This window comes from Borreliella mayonii, from assembly GCF_001945665.1.
Lineage (GTDB): Bacteria > Spirochaetota > Spirochaetia > Borreliales > Borreliaceae > Borreliella > Borreliella mayonii.
The window spans coordinates 828,538-848,081 of record NZ_CP015780.1 but is presented as its reverse complement, the minus strand read 5'-3'; the positions used below and the strand labels follow the sequence as shown (position 1 = coordinate 848,081).

Below are 19,544 nucleotides of genomic sequence, written 5' to 3'. Positions count from 1 at the left end.
CTAAGCTTTAAAAGATTTTTTTACCTTTTTTACCTCAAATGCTTCAATTATATCTCCTTCTTTAATATTAGCATAATTATCAATCACAATACCACACTCATATTGCTCAGCGACTTCTTTAACATCATCTTTAAATCGCTTTAAAGATGAAATTTTACCAGAATGAATCTGCAAACCATCTCTCATTACATTAGTAATCGCATCTCGCTTTATTAGTCCCCGAGAAACATAACAGCCAGCTATTACCCCAACTTTAGGAACATTTATTACAGCTCTAACTTCAGCAAAACCAATAAACTGCTGCTCAACGTCTGGTTCAAGCATCCCCTCAAGAACTGATTTAACATCATTTATAGCATCATAAATAACATTATACTTTCTAATCTCAACTTTTTCCTGATCTGCTAGTACCTGAGCTTTTGCAGTAGGCCTTACATGAAATCCAATAACAATAGCATCGCTTGCTGAAGCAAAGCTAATATCTGTTTCAGTTATTACCCCTGCTGATGCATGCACAACTCTTACTCTAACCTCATCGTTTGTTAATTTTTCAAGAGAATTCTTTAAAGCTTCGACTGAGCCCTGAACATCTGCTTTTAAAATTATTTTAAGCTCTTTAAGCGTTCCTTCTTTGATTGAATCATAAAGATTTAACATGGTAACTTTTTTTACATTTTTGGAAGATTCATATTTTTTAAGGTCTTGCCTTTTAGAGCTGATCAATTTTGCTTCTTTTTCAGTTTTAGTTACTTGAAAAGGATCCCCAGCCTGAGGCATTGAAGAAAATCCTAAAACACTAATGGCTTTAGCAGGTCCAACACTCTTAACAGAAACACCCTTGTCGCTAATTAATGCCTTAACTTTACCATAGCACGCTCCACCCACAAAAGAATCTCCCACATAAAGGGTCCCATCTTCAATAATAACAGAACAAACTATTCCGCGCCCCAAATCAATCTTAGCATCAAGCACTTTTCCAATAGCTCTTTTAGATGGGTTTGCCTTTAATAACATCATATCTGACTGCAAAAGAATCATATCAAGAAGTTCAGAAATTCCTATATTTTTAAGAGCAGAAATCAACACAAAAATAGTGTCCCCTCCCCAATCTTCAGATACTAATCCGTATTCTGAAAGCTGATGTTTAATCTTATCGGGATTTGAATCTGGCAAATCAATCTTATTTATAGCAACAATAATTGGAACATTTGCTTCTTTTGCATGATTAATAGCCTCAATAGTTTGGGGCATAACACCATCAATTGCTGACACAACAAGAACAACAATATCTGTAACTTGGGCCCCACGACTTCTCATCATAGTAAAAGCTTCATGACCAGGAGTATCTAAAAATGTTATTTCTCGATCATTATAAACAATAGTATAAGCTCCAATATGCTGAGTAATACCACCAGATTCTGTTTGATTTATATCTATATTCTGAAGCACAGAAAGCAGCTTGGTCTTACCATGATCAACATGACCCATTATTGTAATAACAGGAGGCTTTTCAATTCTTTTACTTTGATCTTCCACTTCTTCTTCTATAACCGTTTCATCATAAATAGAAACAACATTAACTTTTGAACCATATTCTTCAACTAAAATAGTTGCCGTATCAGAATCTATCTTTTCATTAATAGTCACCATTACGCCCAAAGCCATTAATTTAGCAATCAAATCAGAAGATTTTAAATTCATCTTTCTTGCAAGATCAGAAACAGTAATGCTGCCCATAATGTCAATTGACTTTGGAATAGGATTAGCTAAATTTTCTCTTTTCTTTTTTTGAAGTTGTTCAAAAACCTTTTGTTCAATTGTTTTGCTCTCAGTTTCTGCTTTTTTTCTCTTATAGCTTTTTTGACTTTCTTGTTGCTGCTTTTTCTTCTCGCCAAGCTTACGATTTAACTCCTTGCTATTCTCAGAATCTGATGAAGATGTGCTGCTAACAATAACAGGAACTTTGGTTTTTATAACTCTTCTAAAAGACATAGAGGTAGTATATTTATTTTGAGAATTATTTTTGGCAACATATGTTTTCTTTGCTGAACCTTGATATTGAGGGGCTAAACTGTCTCTGTTTTGAGAATACCCGCCAGTTCTGGTGTCTCTGTTTTGAGAATATCCGCCAGTTCTGGTGTCTCTGTTTTGAGAATACCCACCAGTTCTGTTGTCTCTGCTTTGAGAATACCCACCAGTTCTGGTGTCTCTGTTTTGAGAATACCCACCAGTTCTGGTGTCTCTGTTTTGAGAATACCCGCCAGTTCTATTGTCTCTGCTTTGAGAATACCCGCCAGTTCTATTGTCTCTGCTTTGAGAATACCCGCCAGTTCTATTGTCTCTGCTTTGAGAATACCCACTAGTTCTGTTGTCTCTATTTTGAAAATATTCACCTCTGTTATCTCTGTTTTGCGAATATTCAGTTTTGTTATTGTGCTTATGCAAATCAACAGAAATATTTGAATCATTTTTACCGCTTAAATCATTATGCGTTACAATTTTTACTACCTTCTTTTTTAACTTAATAATCTTAATTTTTTTGCCATCTTCATTTTTAATATCATCAATATTTTTCGACAAACCTACTCCTCCTCAAACTCAAAACTAAGCCCTATTTTACAACCCGGACAGGAGGTCATATTTTCATTAATAACAACACCACATTCAGGACAAAGAAGCTCCTCATCTTCTTCTACCTTTTCCATAGACTCATCATTGTCATTAGCAATTATTATCATCCCCTCTTTTAATATTTTGTTAATTTCTTCTTGTTTTTCATAACTTACACCAAGATCAAAAAGCACTCCCTCATCTGCTTGTAAAAAATTGTTAATATCATCAAGCCCCTCTTTTGATAAACTAGAAATCACAGAAGAATCGAGTAATTTAAGATCACTTATTTTGCTTATATCTTCAAATTGCTCCTCTTCAACAACATCCTGCATAACTTTATCAAACATTTCAAGTGTTTCTTGCTTAAACTCTGAATTAGCTTTCATTTCTGCAAATTGACTACTAGTTTTAACATCAATAGCCCAGTCAAGAAGTCTATTAGCAAGTCTAACATTTTGACCCATTTTACCTATAGCAAGAGAAAGTTGGTCATCACTAACAACTACTAAAGCTTTATGCAAATCCTCGTCAATAATATAAACATGCTCTATCTTTGAAGGAGTCAAAGAATCCTTTATAAATTCTTTAATATCTTTACTATAAGGAATAATATCGATTTTTTCTCCCTCAAGTTCCTTAATTATAGATTGAATTCTGACTCCTTTTTGTCCTATACAAGGACCAACAGGATCAATCTCTTCTTTTTCAGAATAAACAGCGACTTTAATTCTGTAACCAGGATCACGAACTATTTTATGGATCTTAATAATGCCTTCTTCAATTTCAGGAATTTCAAGCGCTAAAAGCTCTTCAATAAACTTTGGATGAGTTCTAGAAAGAATAACTTCAATGCCATTTTTACCCTTTTTGACATTATAAACTAAAACCCTAATCTTATCATTAAGATTATAAACTTCTCTTGGAGACTGATACTTCCTAGGAATTATACCATCCGTATTGCCAAGATTAACATAAAGATCGCCATTTCTATTTTGTTGAACATACCCAATAACAACTTTATTCAACTTGCTTTTAAATTCCGATAAAATCTCATTATCCTCAATTCCTTGCAAGTCATTTTTGGTTCTTTGTTTTGCAACTTGAATAGAAAGCCTATCAAAAACTTTAGGATTAATTTCAATATAAGCATAATCGCCTTCTACAATATTTTCCTTTGAGATATCTTTTTCTAATATTTCAAGCAAAGAATCTTTTACCTCTTTTACAATTTTCTTTTTTGCATAAACAGACAAATCTCCTGTATCATCATCAAAATTAATAAAAGCATTCTCATTACTTCCAAAATACTTTTTATAAGCTATCAATACTGATTCTTTAATTGTTTTTCTAATAGAATCTATACTCATGCCGCGATCATTTGCAATGTTTACAATCATATGCCCCGTGCCCTTTATCATCCAAAATTCCTCCTTAAACTAATATAGCCTTCTTAACATCACTATAAAAAACATTTACTTCTTTGCTATCTGTTTTAAAAATAAAACTTTTTGGTTTTGACTCCAATATAAAACCCTCTTCAAATTCATTATCTAGCATCAACTTAATCTTTTTGCCTTCAAAAATTTCAAACTCTCTGTCACTTTTTATTTTTCTATCTATTCCTGGAGTAGAAAGTTCTAAAATAAAACTATATTTAAGATTTGCTTCTAAAATTAATAAAATCATCTTATGCAAATCAGCCAACAAATCAATACCTAAGGAAAAATTTTTACTATAAAGAACTATTTGAATTTTTCCATTATTTTTATTTCTAAAGATATTAATTTCTAATATTTCAACATCTAGCCGTCCTGTTAAATCTTTTATCAAATTAAAAACTTCATTATTTTTGTCAAAATATTTAATCAACTGTATTCCTAAAAATAATAAGGTTCTTTTAAAAGAACCTTATTAAATACATAAACTAAACCTTAAGTCAAGGTTAACACTTAGCAAAAATAATGTCAACATTAAGCCAAAGTATAAGATTTAGCCAACGAAAGCTTTATCATCTTTTATAAGCAGCTCCCAATTGCATAATAAGGTCTTCACAAATACACATAGATGCTCCTGTGGTAACAATATCATCAAGCAAAACAATCTTTTTAAATTGAAAATTTTTATATTTTGATCTTAATTTAATTTTATTTTCAAGATTTTTAAATCTGAGATTTCCTTTCATTAACTTCTGACTTTTTCCATAATTTCTTGAAAAAATATTTATATAATTAAAACCAAAACGGCTTAACAAAATACCAATGTATTCCATATGATCAAAACCATAAAATAATTTTCTTTTAAAACTACAAGGAACCGTTACTATTTGATCAAAATCAAATTATTCAAACATTCAGCAATTCCACTTGCTAAAAATCTACCAATTGACTTTTGAGCATCCCTCTTATAAGACAAAATTAAAGATTTGTAATGCTCTTTATATTCAAAAAAATAAATCAAATTCTCATCAAATTTAATTTCAAAATTAAAAAGTGACTTACATTGATCACAAAGAGCATTAGAAGATACATATCTTTTTCCACAAAAAATACAAAAAGGCAAAAATATACTCTTTAGAACATTTAAATAGCGCATACTAACTGGACTGAGAGACAACCTTTAAAACAAGTTGATTTAAAAGCTCAATTGATTGAAAAGGGGTAATATTATTAATATCTATGCTAGAAATAAAATTTTTTAACTCTAAATACTCATTTAATTTAACATGAACATCAGTGTCATCTTTCAAGACCTCTTTATCATTACCATCAGAAGAAACACAGGGAAAAAACTCTAAACAAGAGCTACCCTTTCTGCCCACCAAACTTTCTAGAATAACATTGGCTCTATCTATTACCCTTAAAGGAAGTCCCGCTATACGAGCAACATAAATCCCATAAGAATTAAGAGATGGCTTTTCTTCAACTTCTCTTAAGAAAACAAGATCGTTGCCTTGCTTTTCAATTTTCATTGAAAGATTAATAAAAGCTTTATGATTGATAGACGACAGCTCATGAAAATGTGTGGCAAACAAACTTCTAGCTTTAATATACTCTAAAATATACTCTATAATAGAATAAGCAATAGCAAGCCCATCATTTGTACTAGTACCTCTTCCAACTTCATCCATAATTATTAAACTCTTTTCTGTTGCATTTCTTAAAATATTAGCTGTTTCATTCATTTCAACCAAAAAAGTGGATTCCCCTTTGGCAATATTATCACTTGCTCCAATTCTGCAAAAAATTTTATCTGTAATACCTATTACAGCCTTAGAAGCTGGAACAAAAGAACCTATATGCGCCATTAAAGTAATTAAAGCCACCTGACGCAAATAAGTTGATTTACCTGCCATATTAGGGCCAGTAATTAAACAAAAATGCTTTTCTTTATTAATCCTTACAAAATTTTCAGTAAAGATTTCAGTGTTTTTCACATAGCGCTCAACAACAGGATGACGAGACTTGTCAAGAAAAATTTCTTTACCAGATGTCAACACAGGCCTTTCATATTCATTTTTTTTTGCCAAATAACCAAAATTAACAACCAAATCAATATATGCAAAAAATTCTGCAACCTTTTTAAGAACTTTATTATGCTTAACAACATTTGATGCTATTTCATCAAAAATTTCCTGCTCAAAAGCAACCACATTGTCTTCAGCATTATTAATATCCGCTTCAAGAGAAATAAGTTTTTCTGTTTTATATCTTTTTGAAGAATTTAAAGCTTGGCTTTCTATAAAATGCGAAGGCACTTGAGCATAATTACTCTTTGTAACTTCAAAAAATAATCCCCTATTATTAGTTTTTCTAATCTTTAGGTTATTGATTTTGCTAAGAAATTTTTCTGATTCAAGATATTCATCAATATATTTATTTGCATTAATCTTTAAATCTTTCAAGCTATCAAGCTTTAAATCATAACCTCTTTTAATAAGCTCATCGGGCGAGCTTGAAATTGCACTATTGATCAAAAAATAAACCTTAGAAATGCTATCCTCTTCAAACTTATCAAAATTCCAATAATCAAAATTATGTTTGTCAAATAACCTTTTTACCGTAAAAAATACAGAAAGAGCTTTTTCAATAAATAAAAAATCTTTTTTAATATATCTTTTCATTTGAATCCTAGATATTATTCTCTCAATATCCCATATATTAATAAAAGTTTCCCTTAAAGCCATAGTTAAGCTAATATTTTTGCAAAAAAATTCAACATGATCTAGTCTAGTATTAATCTCAGAAATATTTAAAATTGGATTTAAAATATATTCTCTTAAAAGTCTTTTTCCCATTGCAGTTTTGCAATCATTTAACACAGAATATAATGAATATTGAGAAGAAAAATCATTATTATTTTTTACAAGTTCAAGATTAACTTGAGTTACATCATCAAGAAACATGTATAAAGAATCATTATTAATATCTATTTTATCAATATTGCTTAATAAATTTTTTAAATTATTTTTTATATGATTTATAATGAGAAAAATTGAAATGTAATAAGGCTTCTCTTCATCAAATCCAAGAGGGCTCAATCCAAGTATGTTAAAATGCTCCTTTATTGTTTTTATTGCAACATCCTTATCAAGATGCCAAGTGGGCACTCTATTAATTAAAAACCGACTAAGATTAAGCTTCTCTGAATATTCATAATAAAAATTTTCAGAAACTATTATCTCTTTAGGAGAGTATTTCTCAAGATCCCTTTTAAGCTTTTCAATAAAACTATTCTCATAAAACATTATCCCAAGACTAGAAGTAGATAAATCTATATAAGAAAACGAATAATAATTTTTATAATCACTAATAGCAACTAAATAGTTATTAACATCATCATTTAAAAAATCTTCATCAATAATAACACCTGGGGTTATTACCTCAACAACCTCTCTTTCTAAAGGCCCCACAGAAGTAGAATTAGAGGCTTGTTCACAAATTGCAACCTTTTTATCAAATAAAATTAATTTTCTTATATATTCCTTACTAGTATGGTAAGGCACACCACACATTGGAACATTTTCTCTTTTTGTCAATGTTAAATTAAGAAGCTTGCTTGCCTCAATTGCATCATCAAAAAACATTTCATAAAAACTTCCTACTCTGAAAAAAAGAATAGCGTCTTTATATTTTTTCTTGATATCTAAGTACTGCCTCATCATTGGGGTAACATTTTTTTTCATATGCTTCCTAAATAATATTGAATTACAATTGATATTATAAAATAAATATAATTCAATTAAAAAGAAAGAATATAAAATGATAAAAAGACTCTAAAAGCAATATTTTATACAATTAAAGCTACCTAGTTATTAGAAAGTATAATGTTTTAAATTCAATTAATTTAAAACATTTACAAAAAATTTTCACAATAAGCAATAACTTTTTGTTTAAGCTACATTTAGACTTATTCTGAAATAGAATATTGCAAATTTTTTAAAAAAAAATACCTTAAAAGAAAAAGATTTAAGGATTTTTATTGTCCTTTTCCAAAAGATGCTTAACAACATCGTCTGTTATATCAACAGTGCTATTGTGGTAAAGAATATACGGATTATTTTTTTTCATAATCAAAGAAAACCCATTAATTTCTGCAACATATTGAATACCACGAAGTATTTTGCTTAAAGATTCACTATTATTATTTAAACTATTAATATTGGCCAATCTCTGCTGTTCTAAATTATTTTTTGCCAAACTAGACACTCTCTTTAGCTCATCAACTTTCAAATTATATTGATTTCCAAAAGATCTTGCATTATCTAAGTCATTAGCAGCAATCGATTTATCATACATCTGTCTTAAATTCTTAAGTTCTAAATTTAATGTATTTATTTGTTCTTGATACCGATTTTTTATTTGATCAAGATTAGCTTTCAATTGAGGATTTAAAACTTCAATCACAATTCTATCAAAATCAACAATGCCTATTTTAACAACATCTATTGAAAAAACATTAAAAGATAATAAAAAAAACAATGGCAAAATCAAAAAAAACACAAATTTTCTCCATAGCATAATCAATATCTCATCTCAATTCCTAAGAAAAATTTAAATCCAGAAAAATATTTGTAATAACTGTTAACTTTATCATTGTCAAAATAAAAAGGATAAGCTATTACAAAAGACAGTGGCAATTGAGGCAAAAGACTTCTAATTCCAGTCCCCCAGCTAAAAACAAAACTACTAAAAGGCCTAAACAAAGAATTTTCTTGCCCTTCTAAAGAATAGGAAGCAAAATCTATAAAAAAAGCATCCCAAACTAAAATATTTTTTAACAAAGGAATAGATATTTGCACAGTATTTACAAAGGAGCTGTAAATATTTTTCAAAATCCCCCAACCTCTAGCCTGCATGAAATTTTCACTAAGAACTATGTGATGATGGGGTTGAATTTCAATTTCAAAACCATTACCAAGAGGAGGTAATATATTTGAATAGACACTCCTTAAGGTCAAAATAATATCAAAATAAGGGGTAAACACATCCTCATATCCTAAAAGAGAAAAATATCTCTCAAAGGTTGTAGAAGATTTAATAAAATGGCTCTGGCCAAATAAAAATCCACCAAAAAAATCAAACTGCTGTTTAAGTAAAAATCCATTATTAGATAAAGAGGTAGAATTTCTTGTATCCCAAGCTGCGCTCAAACTAAGAGAATTTTCAAATCTAAAAGTTTTGTAATTATCTCTTAAATAATAATTTGAAGGCCTATTAATTTCATTATCATAAAAAACATATTTTAAAGCGGTTTGCAAAGTACCAAGAAGGGTTTGCTTACCAAGATAATTAGAAAAAGTATACCCTGTAAACCCTCCAAAACTAAGTTTAAGCAAAGAATAATTCATAGCATTAAAATCAGAAAAGCTTTTAGCATCTCGATATTCTTCCCAACTTGTAAATGGATCAGGAACTTCCCTTTTGCCAGAAAAAATAGGCCCATTAATATCCTGATAAGCAGTATTAACAGAATGTGAAAAATCTATAAATCCACCTACAGTCCATCTTTTCTGAAAAAACCAATTATCTCTAAATGTCAAACTAAGACTTTGCTCTAAAAAAGATAAATTTAGTCTTGCAGCAAAATAGTAGCCTTCGCCTAAAAAATTAGAAAGCTCCCATTGCCCAAATACTGAGAATGGAAACGAAGAATTTGAATTGCCTCCAAAATTCATACCAAATCCAAAATTACTTGTTGCTCGCTCCTCAATGTTTAAATTTATTTTCATAAGCCCTTCCGTATTGCCTGGAACAATATCGGGAATTACATTTGAAAAATAACCAAGTTGCTGTAAGTTCGCCATGCCCATCTTAAACTTATCCAAACTAAAAACATCTCCATCTTGAAGAGGAATTTCTCTAAGTATTACATGCGAAGCTGTATTTTTATTTTTAGAAACAGTAATAGACTCAATATGAGCTTTATCCTTTTCTAAAATTTTAATCAACAAATCGACAAACTCACCTCTTATCTTTTGTGAAGGAATAATTTCTGTAAAAATATATCCCTCCTTAAAATAACTTTCCTTAATTTTGGCAAAATCCTGCTCAAATTTAGAATTATTAAAAATATCACCTTCACTAAAGGTAATAAAACTTTTTAATTCCTCTAAACTAAAAACTGAATTACCAGAAATTTCAAGCTTTCCAAATCTAAAAACATTGCCTTCTGAAAGAAAATATTTCAAAAAAACTTCCTTTTCTAGCCGTTTAGAATCTTTAAGGGAATCTTTAATATCAACAGTACTATTGATAATCTTAACATCAATATATCCATTATTTTTATAAAAAGACTCTAATTGACGCTTGTCCTTATCAACATTACTTTTTAAATATTTGCCATCTGAGAAAAGAGATACTACTCTTGATGCTAAAGATTTTCTCAAAGTACTGCTTTTAAAGCTTAAATTTCCTTCAAAGTCAATCCCTTTAACAACATATTTAGGTCCAGCTACTATATTGAAAATAATATCAACTAAATTTCCTTCTTCTTTGATTTCAAAATTTGCAGAAACCTCAAAATATCCCATATCTTTATACATCTCTTCAAGCTTATCAATACCTTTATTAACACTTGCAAGATTTAAAGGCTCATTGGTCTTAATATTCACCTTTTCAACAAGCTCGCTATTCCAAAAAACTCTACTGCTATCAGAAAAAACAACAGAATTAACTAAAGATTTTTCTTTTACAATAAATGTGATAAAAAGATCCTCACCATCTATTTTAAACATAGGCTTAATAAGCCCAGAAAAATAATCAAGAGAATAAAGATCAATTTGTAATTTATCAAAAATTTCATTAGAATATGCTAAGCCAATGTAAGGTTTTAAAATATTAATAAAATCTCTCTCCTTCTTATTCTTAAGTCCTTCAAAATTAATATCCTTTATTATTTTCCCTTTATAATTTTCAACTTGACCAAAACTAAAAACAACAAAAAATATTAAAAAACTTACAAAAAACAAACCTCTAATTGAACCCATCTTAACCTCTTAACAATTTAATATTTAAATTTCCAAGAAATACCTATATTATTTCCTATTCCATCTAAACCTTTTTTCATAAAATTGTAATCAAACTCATAATTAACCAAAAAAAATGGAGAATCAAACTCAATGCCCAAATTGATAACAAAATTTAAATCTTTTGAAAAAGGAGTCATTTGCTCTTTCAAAAAGCCAAAGCCCCCGCTAATAAAAACACCTTCAACAAGATATTTGCCTACCTTAACACTTGTATTGTCAAGAACATCAACAAAAGTAGGATTCCCGATTTTGAAAAAATTACTATTAATAGAATTCTTCAATATATCTGTCTTTATACTCAACAAGTCTAAGTTTAATACAGAACGCATATAATCTTCAATGGGTTGAATTAAAAAATCAAGAGCAATGTCACTTACTATTCCAATTGCCATTTCAGCAGCATTAGTGCCTGCCGATCGCAATCCTCCCTCAGCCCCCCCTATTGTTGAGCCTGAAAGCAAATATTTAATCTCCTGCTCAGTTCTAGAAGGATAAGACATAAACTCAATTTTCCATAAACTTAAAGGACTATCAATACTTATTGTAACAAGCAGTTTATCATTTCCATCCTTAATAGTATTTGTGGCCTCAGCTTTTATCCATGGATCAAATTTGGTTCTATTCTCATTAAAAGATATATAAGAGCTACTTTTAAAGATAAATTTTTTATTGTTATAATTAACAAAACCACTTGAAATATTTAAATCTCCTTTAATAATAAAATCATCGGTTTTTGTGTCAGATTTTATTACAAGTTTATCCCCTCTTGAAATAGTAGCTTGTAAAAAAGAAATATTACTATCTGGCCAATGAAAAGTAACACCGCTGTCAAAATTTATCTCAAGATCAGTTAAAATATCAAAATCTAGAACATTAATATCAACTGCTTGCGATCTTTTTGCTCGCTTGAAAGGATTTATTAATAAATCAACAACAGAACTTTCAAGAGAATAAACCCAAGCATTTGAAATATTTAAAATGCCCTTAAACATAATTTCATCAGAATTTCCTTCAATTGAAAAATTGCCTAAAGCATAGCCTGTAAAGCTTAAAGCAATTTTGTCAAATTTAATAGGAACTCCCGTTCTACCAGTAACATTAATGTCTATTTTGTAATAATCAATAATAGTATCGCTTAAAAAATTTAAATTTAAACTAGTAGAAACAAAAATCTTAGAATATCGATCTAGGCTAAACTCATTACTAAAAATGATTTTATTATCCTGAATTTCAACTGGCATATCAAATATTTCTAAAGCTCTATCGCCACCAAACTTTCTAGAAGCTCTTAAATACTCAGTACTAATTGATCCTTTTTGAATATTTAAACTTCCATTAATATTGGGATTATACAAATCCCCATCAATATCAAATTCGCCATTTAAAAGAAGATCGTAAAGAATAAAATGATTGTCAATATTGAATAAAGAATGTGAATCTAAAAAATCTTTAGTGATTATTTTTGAATCAAATTTAATATCTCTGACATTTCCAAAAATTTTATTTTTAATTATTTTGCCTGATGAATTAAAACTAAAAGGCAAATAATCTTTTAAAATAAAGCTATATTCTCCACTGCCATAATGATATAAAACATTAATAAGGTCATAATCAATTGAAGTCATATTAAATTTTTCAAAATCATTACTAAATTCAACCGTAAGATTAGATAAAAATTCATTTTTATATTTAATATCTCTAAAGAAAAATTCACCCTCTGTTTTGGTTTTCAAAACCCCAAATCGCTCTTCATCCCTGCTTTGAAAGTTTCTAAAATTTGCATTAAACTTATAAGAAAACAAGTCGCTATTAAAAACTATATTAGATACACCTATAGAGCTGTTTAGATCGTATCTTAGACTACCACTAAGAAATTCTTTTCTATTGCGCTTAGCCTTTATATCATATATGTTAAGTTTATTGTCCAATAATCCTAAATTCATAGAAAACCGAATAGGAATGCCTAATAAAGTTAATTTATCAGCCTCAAGATATCCACTCAAAGAATAATCTTTAAAATCATTCTTTTTAAAATTTAGCAAAAAATTTCCATTAACCTTTCCTTCTAAAAGGGATAAAGAATTAAAATTGTAAAAATCCAGATCTTGAAATTTAAGCAAAAAATAACTTCCATATTCATCGGAATTAACTCCTAAAAAATATCTCTCTGAATTTGAACTAGAAAATAGATTTAAACTTCCATTAAAATTATCTTTTAAATTGAATTGTCCATATCCTTGTAAATTTGAAAACTTGTTTACAAACTTAACATCAGAAATGTACAAATTATCATATTCATATAAGCCTCTAAAGCCAAAATTAAAATTATAGGCAGGTATTTTAGAAGCTTTTATTATATTAAACTTATCTATTTTAAATTTCAAATTGTCATTATAGCCTAAATAATTCCCATAAAAATTTATATTTATCAAAAGATCAGAGGTCTTATTGTAAACCTTAAAATCATTCACATTAAGGGTATAAATTATTTTAGAATCAAAATAATTGAAATCTAATTTAAGACCAAGAGGAGATTCGGCAACAACAAACTTATCTTTAAGATTAACAGAAAAATGCAAAGGATAAATTTTATTCAAATAAGAAAAATTCGTGATAACATTAAACCCACTTTCAATTAGCTCAACAAACAGGCTGGAATGCAAATTATGATCATTGTATTGAAAATCAAAATTGTTTGATTTGTAAAAATTTTTTTCTCCACTAGCATCAAGCACAAATTTAAAATTGTCTAACTTTGAAAACACCATGAAATTGAATTTTTTTAATTTATTTTTATAATAATCAAATTTATTTAAATTAAAATCGGAAACTAAATTTAAATATTTACCTGAAAATAAAGTCTTGGGAAAAAAATTTATTAAGTGAGAATTAGGAATTACTTCTTTTAAAAAAAGCAAAGGAAATTCTTTAATACCCAAATTAAAAGAAAATTCTTTATCATTAAGATCTCCTTTTAAAGAAATTTGAGAATTTTTATTTTCTAAATAAATCAAATAGTCAACAAAAATTTTATCGTTTAAAAAATAAGTTTTTAAACTTAAATTTTGAAAACTAAGATTTCCAAGACTAAAATTATCAGACTTAACCGAAAAAATATCTTTATCTTTACTAAAATCTAAATACCCATTTAGGTCGTTAAAGTTTAAAATTTTTGCAGACTTAAAGTTAAGACGTCCTATTGGAAGCAAGTCTTTCAAAGAATAATAACCCTTATAATTTACAACTCCCCTTTTAAGCTTTAAAAAAGCATTCTTAATGCTTACAATGCTATCATCTCCCTTGATTTCAAGCTGTAAACCTTGAATTTCTTTACCTATAGTATCTAAATTTAAAGATGAATCTATTATTCCTGCATATCTTAAATCTTTATCCTTAAAATCATAGGAAAATGCAAATTGACTATTTAAACTTATATCAAAATAATCTTTATAGATTTCAAAGCCTTTGTTTAGCTTAATCCAATCTAAAAGATTAACATTTAAAAATAAAGCATCTAATCGAACAAAACCATTAGCCTTATCATAACTTAAATTAAAATCAAAATTCTCTCTTCTTAAATTAAAAATTTTTAAATTTCCTTTTGAATAATTTATTTGAAATCCTTGATCAAGCAAAGAAAAATAACTTGTTTTAAATTCAAAAAAACTAAAATTAACATAGCCATCCTCAAAGCCTTTTTTGAATTTCCCCTCAAAATAGAAAGTTGAATCTAAAATTTCATTATCAACTCTTTCAGACAGCAAATTAATTTTTGAATTTTTAACAGCACTAAAATCAACTACAGAGCTAAATAAAAAATCTTCATCTACGGTATTTAAGGAAAAATTTTTAACTTTAAAATTCAACCAACTATTATTGTTAAGCTTAATATTAATATTAATATTTTCTAAATTAATATTTAACCTATAAAGATAGTTTAAAATTTTATTTAAAATTACATTTCCATTGTCAGGATAGGCATTGCTAGGATTTAAATCATCAGATAAACTAAAGTCGTTTATATCAAAATTTAAATTACTTCCTTTAACATAAACATTTAAAATAATATTTTCATCACCTAAAATTAATTTAAACAGATTTAAATCTACCCTAACAATATCTATTAATATCTTATCTTTTCCATCCAAGCTTAGCTCTAAACCGTCTATTTTGATAGATGATAAGAAATACGGTGAAATTTTATCATATTTAATCCTAAAGCCAAATTTTGATTCAAGATATTTTATAGCAAAAAACTTTGCAGAATAAATTTGAACTTGAACAAATAGATTAATGGAAAAAATTATTAAAACAAAAATAAAAAATGATAAAATCAATAATAAAAATGTCTTATTTCTCCAAAACACCAAATTCATACACTCATATATCGATAATTATTATTATATAATAATTATCGATAACTTAATTATTAACACCAAAAGAAAGGAAGAAAAAAGATTTGTGATTAAAATATTAAAAAACTTTTATTGCATAGAAGGAATTGATGGAAGCGGAAAAACAAGCATAACTAATAAACTAAAAACTCTTTGCAACGATGAATCAAAGTATTATTTTACAAAAGAACCATCAAGCGGAATAATTGGAGAAATGATAAGAGAACAATTAATGAATTTTGAAAACCCTTTAAAAGAATCAACATTTGCATATCTTTATGCAGCAGATCGACATGATCATTTATATAAAAAAGGTGGTATACTAGAAATTTTAAACACAAAATCCACAAAAATAATAACTGATCGCTATTTATTCTCATCAATTGCCTATCAAGGAAAATTAGGATATGAATTAAATAAAAACTTTCCATTGCCTGAAAAAGTATTCTTTATTAAAACAGACCCAAAAATAGCTTATGAAAGAATACAAAAAAATAGAACACAAAGTGATCTTTTTGAACTTGAAAAATACAAAACTTTTGAACAAATTGCTCTAAAATACTTAAAAATATTTAAAAAACTAGAAAATCAAATTAATGTGATTTACATCGACAATTCAATAAAAGACAATTTAGATAAAAACGCAAAAAAAATTTTTAATCTAATAAAATTCTAATATAATTAATCATATGATTAATTATATTTTTAAAAATATCACTTTCCAAATAAATTTAATTTTACTTCTTTTAGTAGCATCTGCAAAGATAAATGCATCGTCCAAATTTTATTATGCAGAACAATGGTACGTAATCTTTAACACTCAAATGAAAAAAAAACCTGAAAACTACAAAAAAAATATATTTTTTCTTCAAAAAGCCTTAAAATACCCATTTGGAAACCCAAAATACTCACTAACTAAAATAGAAACTAAAGAACAGTGGATAAAATATCAACTTCTTTTCAAAATGCATGTAAACTTGCTTCTAGTTAAGCAAAATTTACATTTAGGAGATTTATTCGACACAAGAAATTTATATTTTTTTAAAACTCCAGAAAAAAATGGAATTATTCTAAATCTAGAAAAATCGAAAAAATTATATAAAATGGCTATTAATTATTACAATGAAGCATTAAAATACCATAAAAAACTTGAAAATTACAAATCTGTCAAACTAGAAAACGATGGAATAACAAACTGGGAAGACGAATATCATAAAATTTCTCTTAAAAAGCTTAATTACTATGACATTATTAAAAAAGAACTACTAAGAATTGACGAAACTAAAGCATTTTTTGAACAAAGGCCAAACTATTATTAAAAAAATTCTTTACCTTCTTTGGGAAAAAAAATTTTATTTATATAATCCTTATTTAAAGAAAACTTAAAAACAAGATCTTTAAAATTATCCTTACTCAAAATACTATATTCTGAGAAAAGAGTTATTAACGCTCTTTCTGCTAAAAAAGGCAATTCTAAAATATTCCTTAAAATCTCAGCTCTAAATTCACACGCTTTTTCACTATCTAAAGAATTTACAAAATTAGAATTTTCAACATCAGTGCTTAACGCTATAATTTCATTTTCAAGAAATTTTTTATCTCCTTGTGAATATAGCAAGGCAAATGGCTTTAAAAAAGAAAAAAAATATTCCTTGCCCACAAGATAATGATGCATTGAACATCTTGTAGAGTAATTTGGGTAAATAGCAGATTCAATCTTTTCATCACCACCAACAATAAGCAAAGGATCAAAATAAGGAGCTGGAATTTCTTTATTATTGTAAAAATAATACCTATACGAAAAAAAAGATTCTTCCATGCAATCAATGTGCCCACAATAAGCTCCAAGCTTATAAATCTTATCTGAATATTCTACCAAAAGTTTAGCAGTATCATTAAAAGATTCTTTTCTAAAATTATAAAGCAGTGTGGGCAATACAAATAAGATATTCTCATTTAATGAAATTTTATTTAAAACAAAAATTAAACGCTCATCATAAAAACATGCCTCATCAATAATAAAGGTGCCACAACTAGGATTAGAAGCTATTAAATTTTCAATATCAAAAGAGTTGCTGGCAAAACCAATCTCATCAATTTTATCTTTTCCGCCACCTCTATATGGTATTACATTTTCTGGATAATCCTGAAACCTCCTCTTGTCAAGAAAATTTCTAATAAAAAATACATTAACTCTATTTCTATTTCCTTTAATAATATTACCCAATACTTTGAAAGATTTTTTTCTTACAACAAGCGAATCTTTATAAATTTTTGCAGCATATTCTGTTTTTCCACTTCCCATAGGTCCAACTACAAGAATTAAGTTTATTTTTACTTTAAAATCAAAATGACTAATAGAGACAATGTTATTTAATTTAGTATCTTCTTTATTAGCAAAGTCTAAACAAAAGCCCAAAAATCCTCCCTAGAGTAAATTAAAATTCAATTATACAAAATAAAGAACAAAAAAACATTAACACTAAAAGCCTAAATATTAATTTTTAGGCCTTTATTAAAGCTCTTATTCAAAAGAATAATAACTTTCAAAAATATCATCATCTAATAAAGCCTTCTTTATTTTTAGTTTACCTTTCTCATAAATCTCAATATAATTAAATTTTTCAGAACCATTAACTTTTCTATAAATTGAAACCAAACCTCCAACCACATAATTTTTAATTTCTACCAAATTAGATCCAAAATATTTTTTTTTACTTATTAAGCTTGATCTAATATCTAAAACAGAAGTTTTTTTAAAAAATAAATTTAAAGCATTTGGCATAAAAAAATCTTTAATATCAACCAAGAACAACTCCCTGATCCCAAGACTATTTAAATTGCAGCCCAAATTGTTAAAAAGATTGCACTTAAAAGTATGTAAAGCAAAAGTATAAACATCTCTTTTATTAGGATATTGAACCTCAATCATATCAACGTAAGGGTAAACAGAATAACTTATTTTATAACCAAGCAAACTATTCTCATAATAAACTGGAAACTTGTCTTTAAAATAAACTTTATTAAAATATTTGCTATTTAAACTAAATTTATTGTCAAAGTCTACTATTCCTGAAAAAATGCCTACTAAAACTCCATCTTTGAGTATGGCAATATTATTTTTATTATCAATACAATAAATTCCTGACAAATTTTTATAATCTTCTAAAAATTTATTCTTCATGTCAGGATCCTCTAAAAGATCATAAAACATTTTATATTCATTTATCGTCTCGGGAGGAAATTTTTTAAAAGCCCTATAAGCTTCAGAAGGATCTAAAAGTTTGTATTTTAAAAAATAAATGCTATGAATTCCATTGTATTCTTTAATTTTATCCTTAAGAAAAGAAAACAAAGAAACAGAATTGTCATAATTAAAATCTGAATTTCTAAATATATAATTAATGTTTTCATGTGTAAAGAAAAAATTTTCTTTTGATTTAATGGTATTAAAAATGCTAAAAAAAAACCTATCTTCTTTTAAAAACCACTTAAAAAATAAAAAATCATTGCCATACAAAGAAAAAGCTTTAAATAAAATTTTTTTAAAATCTTTTCCAAAACTTTCAAGTCTTCCAGAAGCTTCAAGTCTCATGTAAATTAAATCTTTATCTATTTGCAATTCTTCATTTAAGTTTCCATACAAAGCGATAATTTCTTCATACATACTCTTATTTTCATTTTGCCTTAAAAGCAACGCAAAATAATAAGTATATACTTCTTTAAGAGTTACTACTTTAAAGTTATTAATATTAATTGCTTCTTTTAATAAATAAATTTTATCTATTAAGGCAATATCCTCTTTTAATGAAAGTTCATAAAGAGCATCTGAAGCTAACAAATTGAAATCAAGAGATCCATAAATCAAATCATTTCCTTTTTGTAAATTGGAAAATTTTTTAGACTCATTAAAAAGAATAATTGAAATATCTTCATCTTCTTTGATTGAAATTGCATCTAGGTTTATAAAAATAAAAAGAATTAAACCCATCTTTAAATAAAACATAAAC

11 protein-coding genes and 1 pseudogene are annotated in these 19,544 nt (G+C 27.4%); 2 read left to right on the top strand and 10 right to left on the bottom strand.

Annotation, left to right across the window (positions count from 1 at the left end):
- From infB to Bmayo_RS04025, 8 genes and pseudogenes are all read right to left on the bottom strand, one after another.
- Positions 1 to 2,580 carry a translation initiation factor IF-2 gene (gene infB, locus Bmayo_RS04060; RefSeq protein ID WP_075552438.1) on the bottom strand — a complete coding sequence of 860 codons (2,580 nt, stop codon included), beginning with the start codon at positions 2,578 to 2,580 and terminating at the stop codon, positions 1 to 3.
- A 2-nt stretch (positions 2,581 to 2,582) separates the two neighbouring features.
- The gene (gene nusA, locus Bmayo_RS04055; protein WP_075552437.1) at positions 2,583 to 4,031 is read right to left on the bottom strand and encodes a transcription termination factor NusA; all 1,449 of its coding nucleotides are present in this window, start codon (positions 4,029 to 4,031) and stop codon (positions 2,583 to 2,585) included.
- A gap of 13 nt (positions 4,032 to 4,044) precedes the next feature.
- Positions 4,045 to 4,482: a ribosome maturation factor RimP gene (gene rimP / locus Bmayo_RS04050; RefSeq protein WP_075552436.1), complete on the bottom strand. Its 438-nt coding sequence runs from the start codon at positions 4,480 to 4,482 to the stop codon at positions 4,045 to 4,047.
- Positions 4,483 to 4,583: 101 nt separating this feature from the next.
- Positions 4,584 to 5,205: pseudogene (locus tag Bmayo_RS04045) on the bottom strand (ComF family protein).
- Position 5,206: 1 nt separating this feature from the next.
- Entirely contained in the window at positions 5,207 to 7,795 is a 2,589-nt protein-coding gene (gene mutS, locus Bmayo_RS04040; RefSeq protein ID WP_075552435.1) for a DNA mismatch repair protein MutS, read from the bottom strand.
- Between the two features lie 283 nt (positions 7,796 to 8,078).
- Complete coding sequence (locus tag Bmayo_RS04035) at positions 8,079 to 8,612, bottom strand: OmpH family outer membrane protein (RefSeq protein ID WP_075552434.1); 534 nt, start codon at positions 8,610 to 8,612, stop codon at positions 8,079 to 8,081.
- A 20-nt stretch (positions 8,613 to 8,632) separates the two neighbouring features.
- A complete protein-coding gene (bamA, locus tag Bmayo_RS04030; protein WP_075552433.1) occupies positions 8,633 to 11,098 on the bottom strand; it encodes an outer membrane protein assembly factor BamA in 2,466 nt (821 codons plus the stop codon).
- 17 nt (positions 11,099 to 11,115) lie between these two features.
- Positions 11,116 to 15,516, bottom strand: a complete 4,401-nt coding sequence (locus tag Bmayo_RS04025) for a translocation/assembly module TamB domain-containing protein (RefSeq protein ID WP_075552432.1) — start codon at positions 15,514 to 15,516, stop codon at positions 11,116 to 11,118.
- Positions 15,517 to 15,601: 85 nt separating this feature from the next.
- On the opposite strand from Bmayo_RS04025, the gene tmk reads away from it, so the two are divergent.
- Complete coding sequence (tmk, locus tag Bmayo_RS04020; protein ID WP_075552431.1) at positions 15,602 to 16,210, top strand: dTMP kinase; 609 nt, start codon at positions 15,602 to 15,604, stop codon at positions 16,208 to 16,210.
- A gap of 13 nt (positions 16,211 to 16,223) precedes the next feature.
- Positions 16,224 to 16,853 carry a DUF8513 domain-containing protein gene (locus Bmayo_RS04015; RefSeq protein WP_145924595.1) on the top strand — a complete coding sequence of 210 codons (630 nt, stop codon included), beginning with the start codon at positions 16,224 to 16,226 and terminating at the stop codon, positions 16,851 to 16,853.
- Here Bmayo_RS04015 and Bmayo_RS04010 read toward each other — a convergent pair.
- Both Bmayo_RS04010 and Bmayo_RS04005 read right to left on the bottom strand, forming a co-directional pair.
- Positions 16,850 to 17,953, bottom strand: a complete 1,104-nt coding sequence (locus tag Bmayo_RS04010; protein ID WP_075552430.1) for a thymidine kinase — start codon at positions 17,951 to 17,953, stop codon at positions 16,850 to 16,852. The two genes, Bmayo_RS04015 and Bmayo_RS04010, sit on opposite strands and share 4 nt — an antisense overlap.
- Positions 17,954 to 18,058: 105 nt before the next feature.
- On the bottom strand, positions 18,059 to 19,540 hold the full coding sequence (locus tag Bmayo_RS04005) for a hypothetical protein (protein ID WP_075552429.1): 1,482 nt from the start codon (positions 19,538 to 19,540) through the stop codon (positions 18,059 to 18,061).
- Between the last annotated feature and the right edge of the window lie 4 nt (positions 19,541 to 19,544).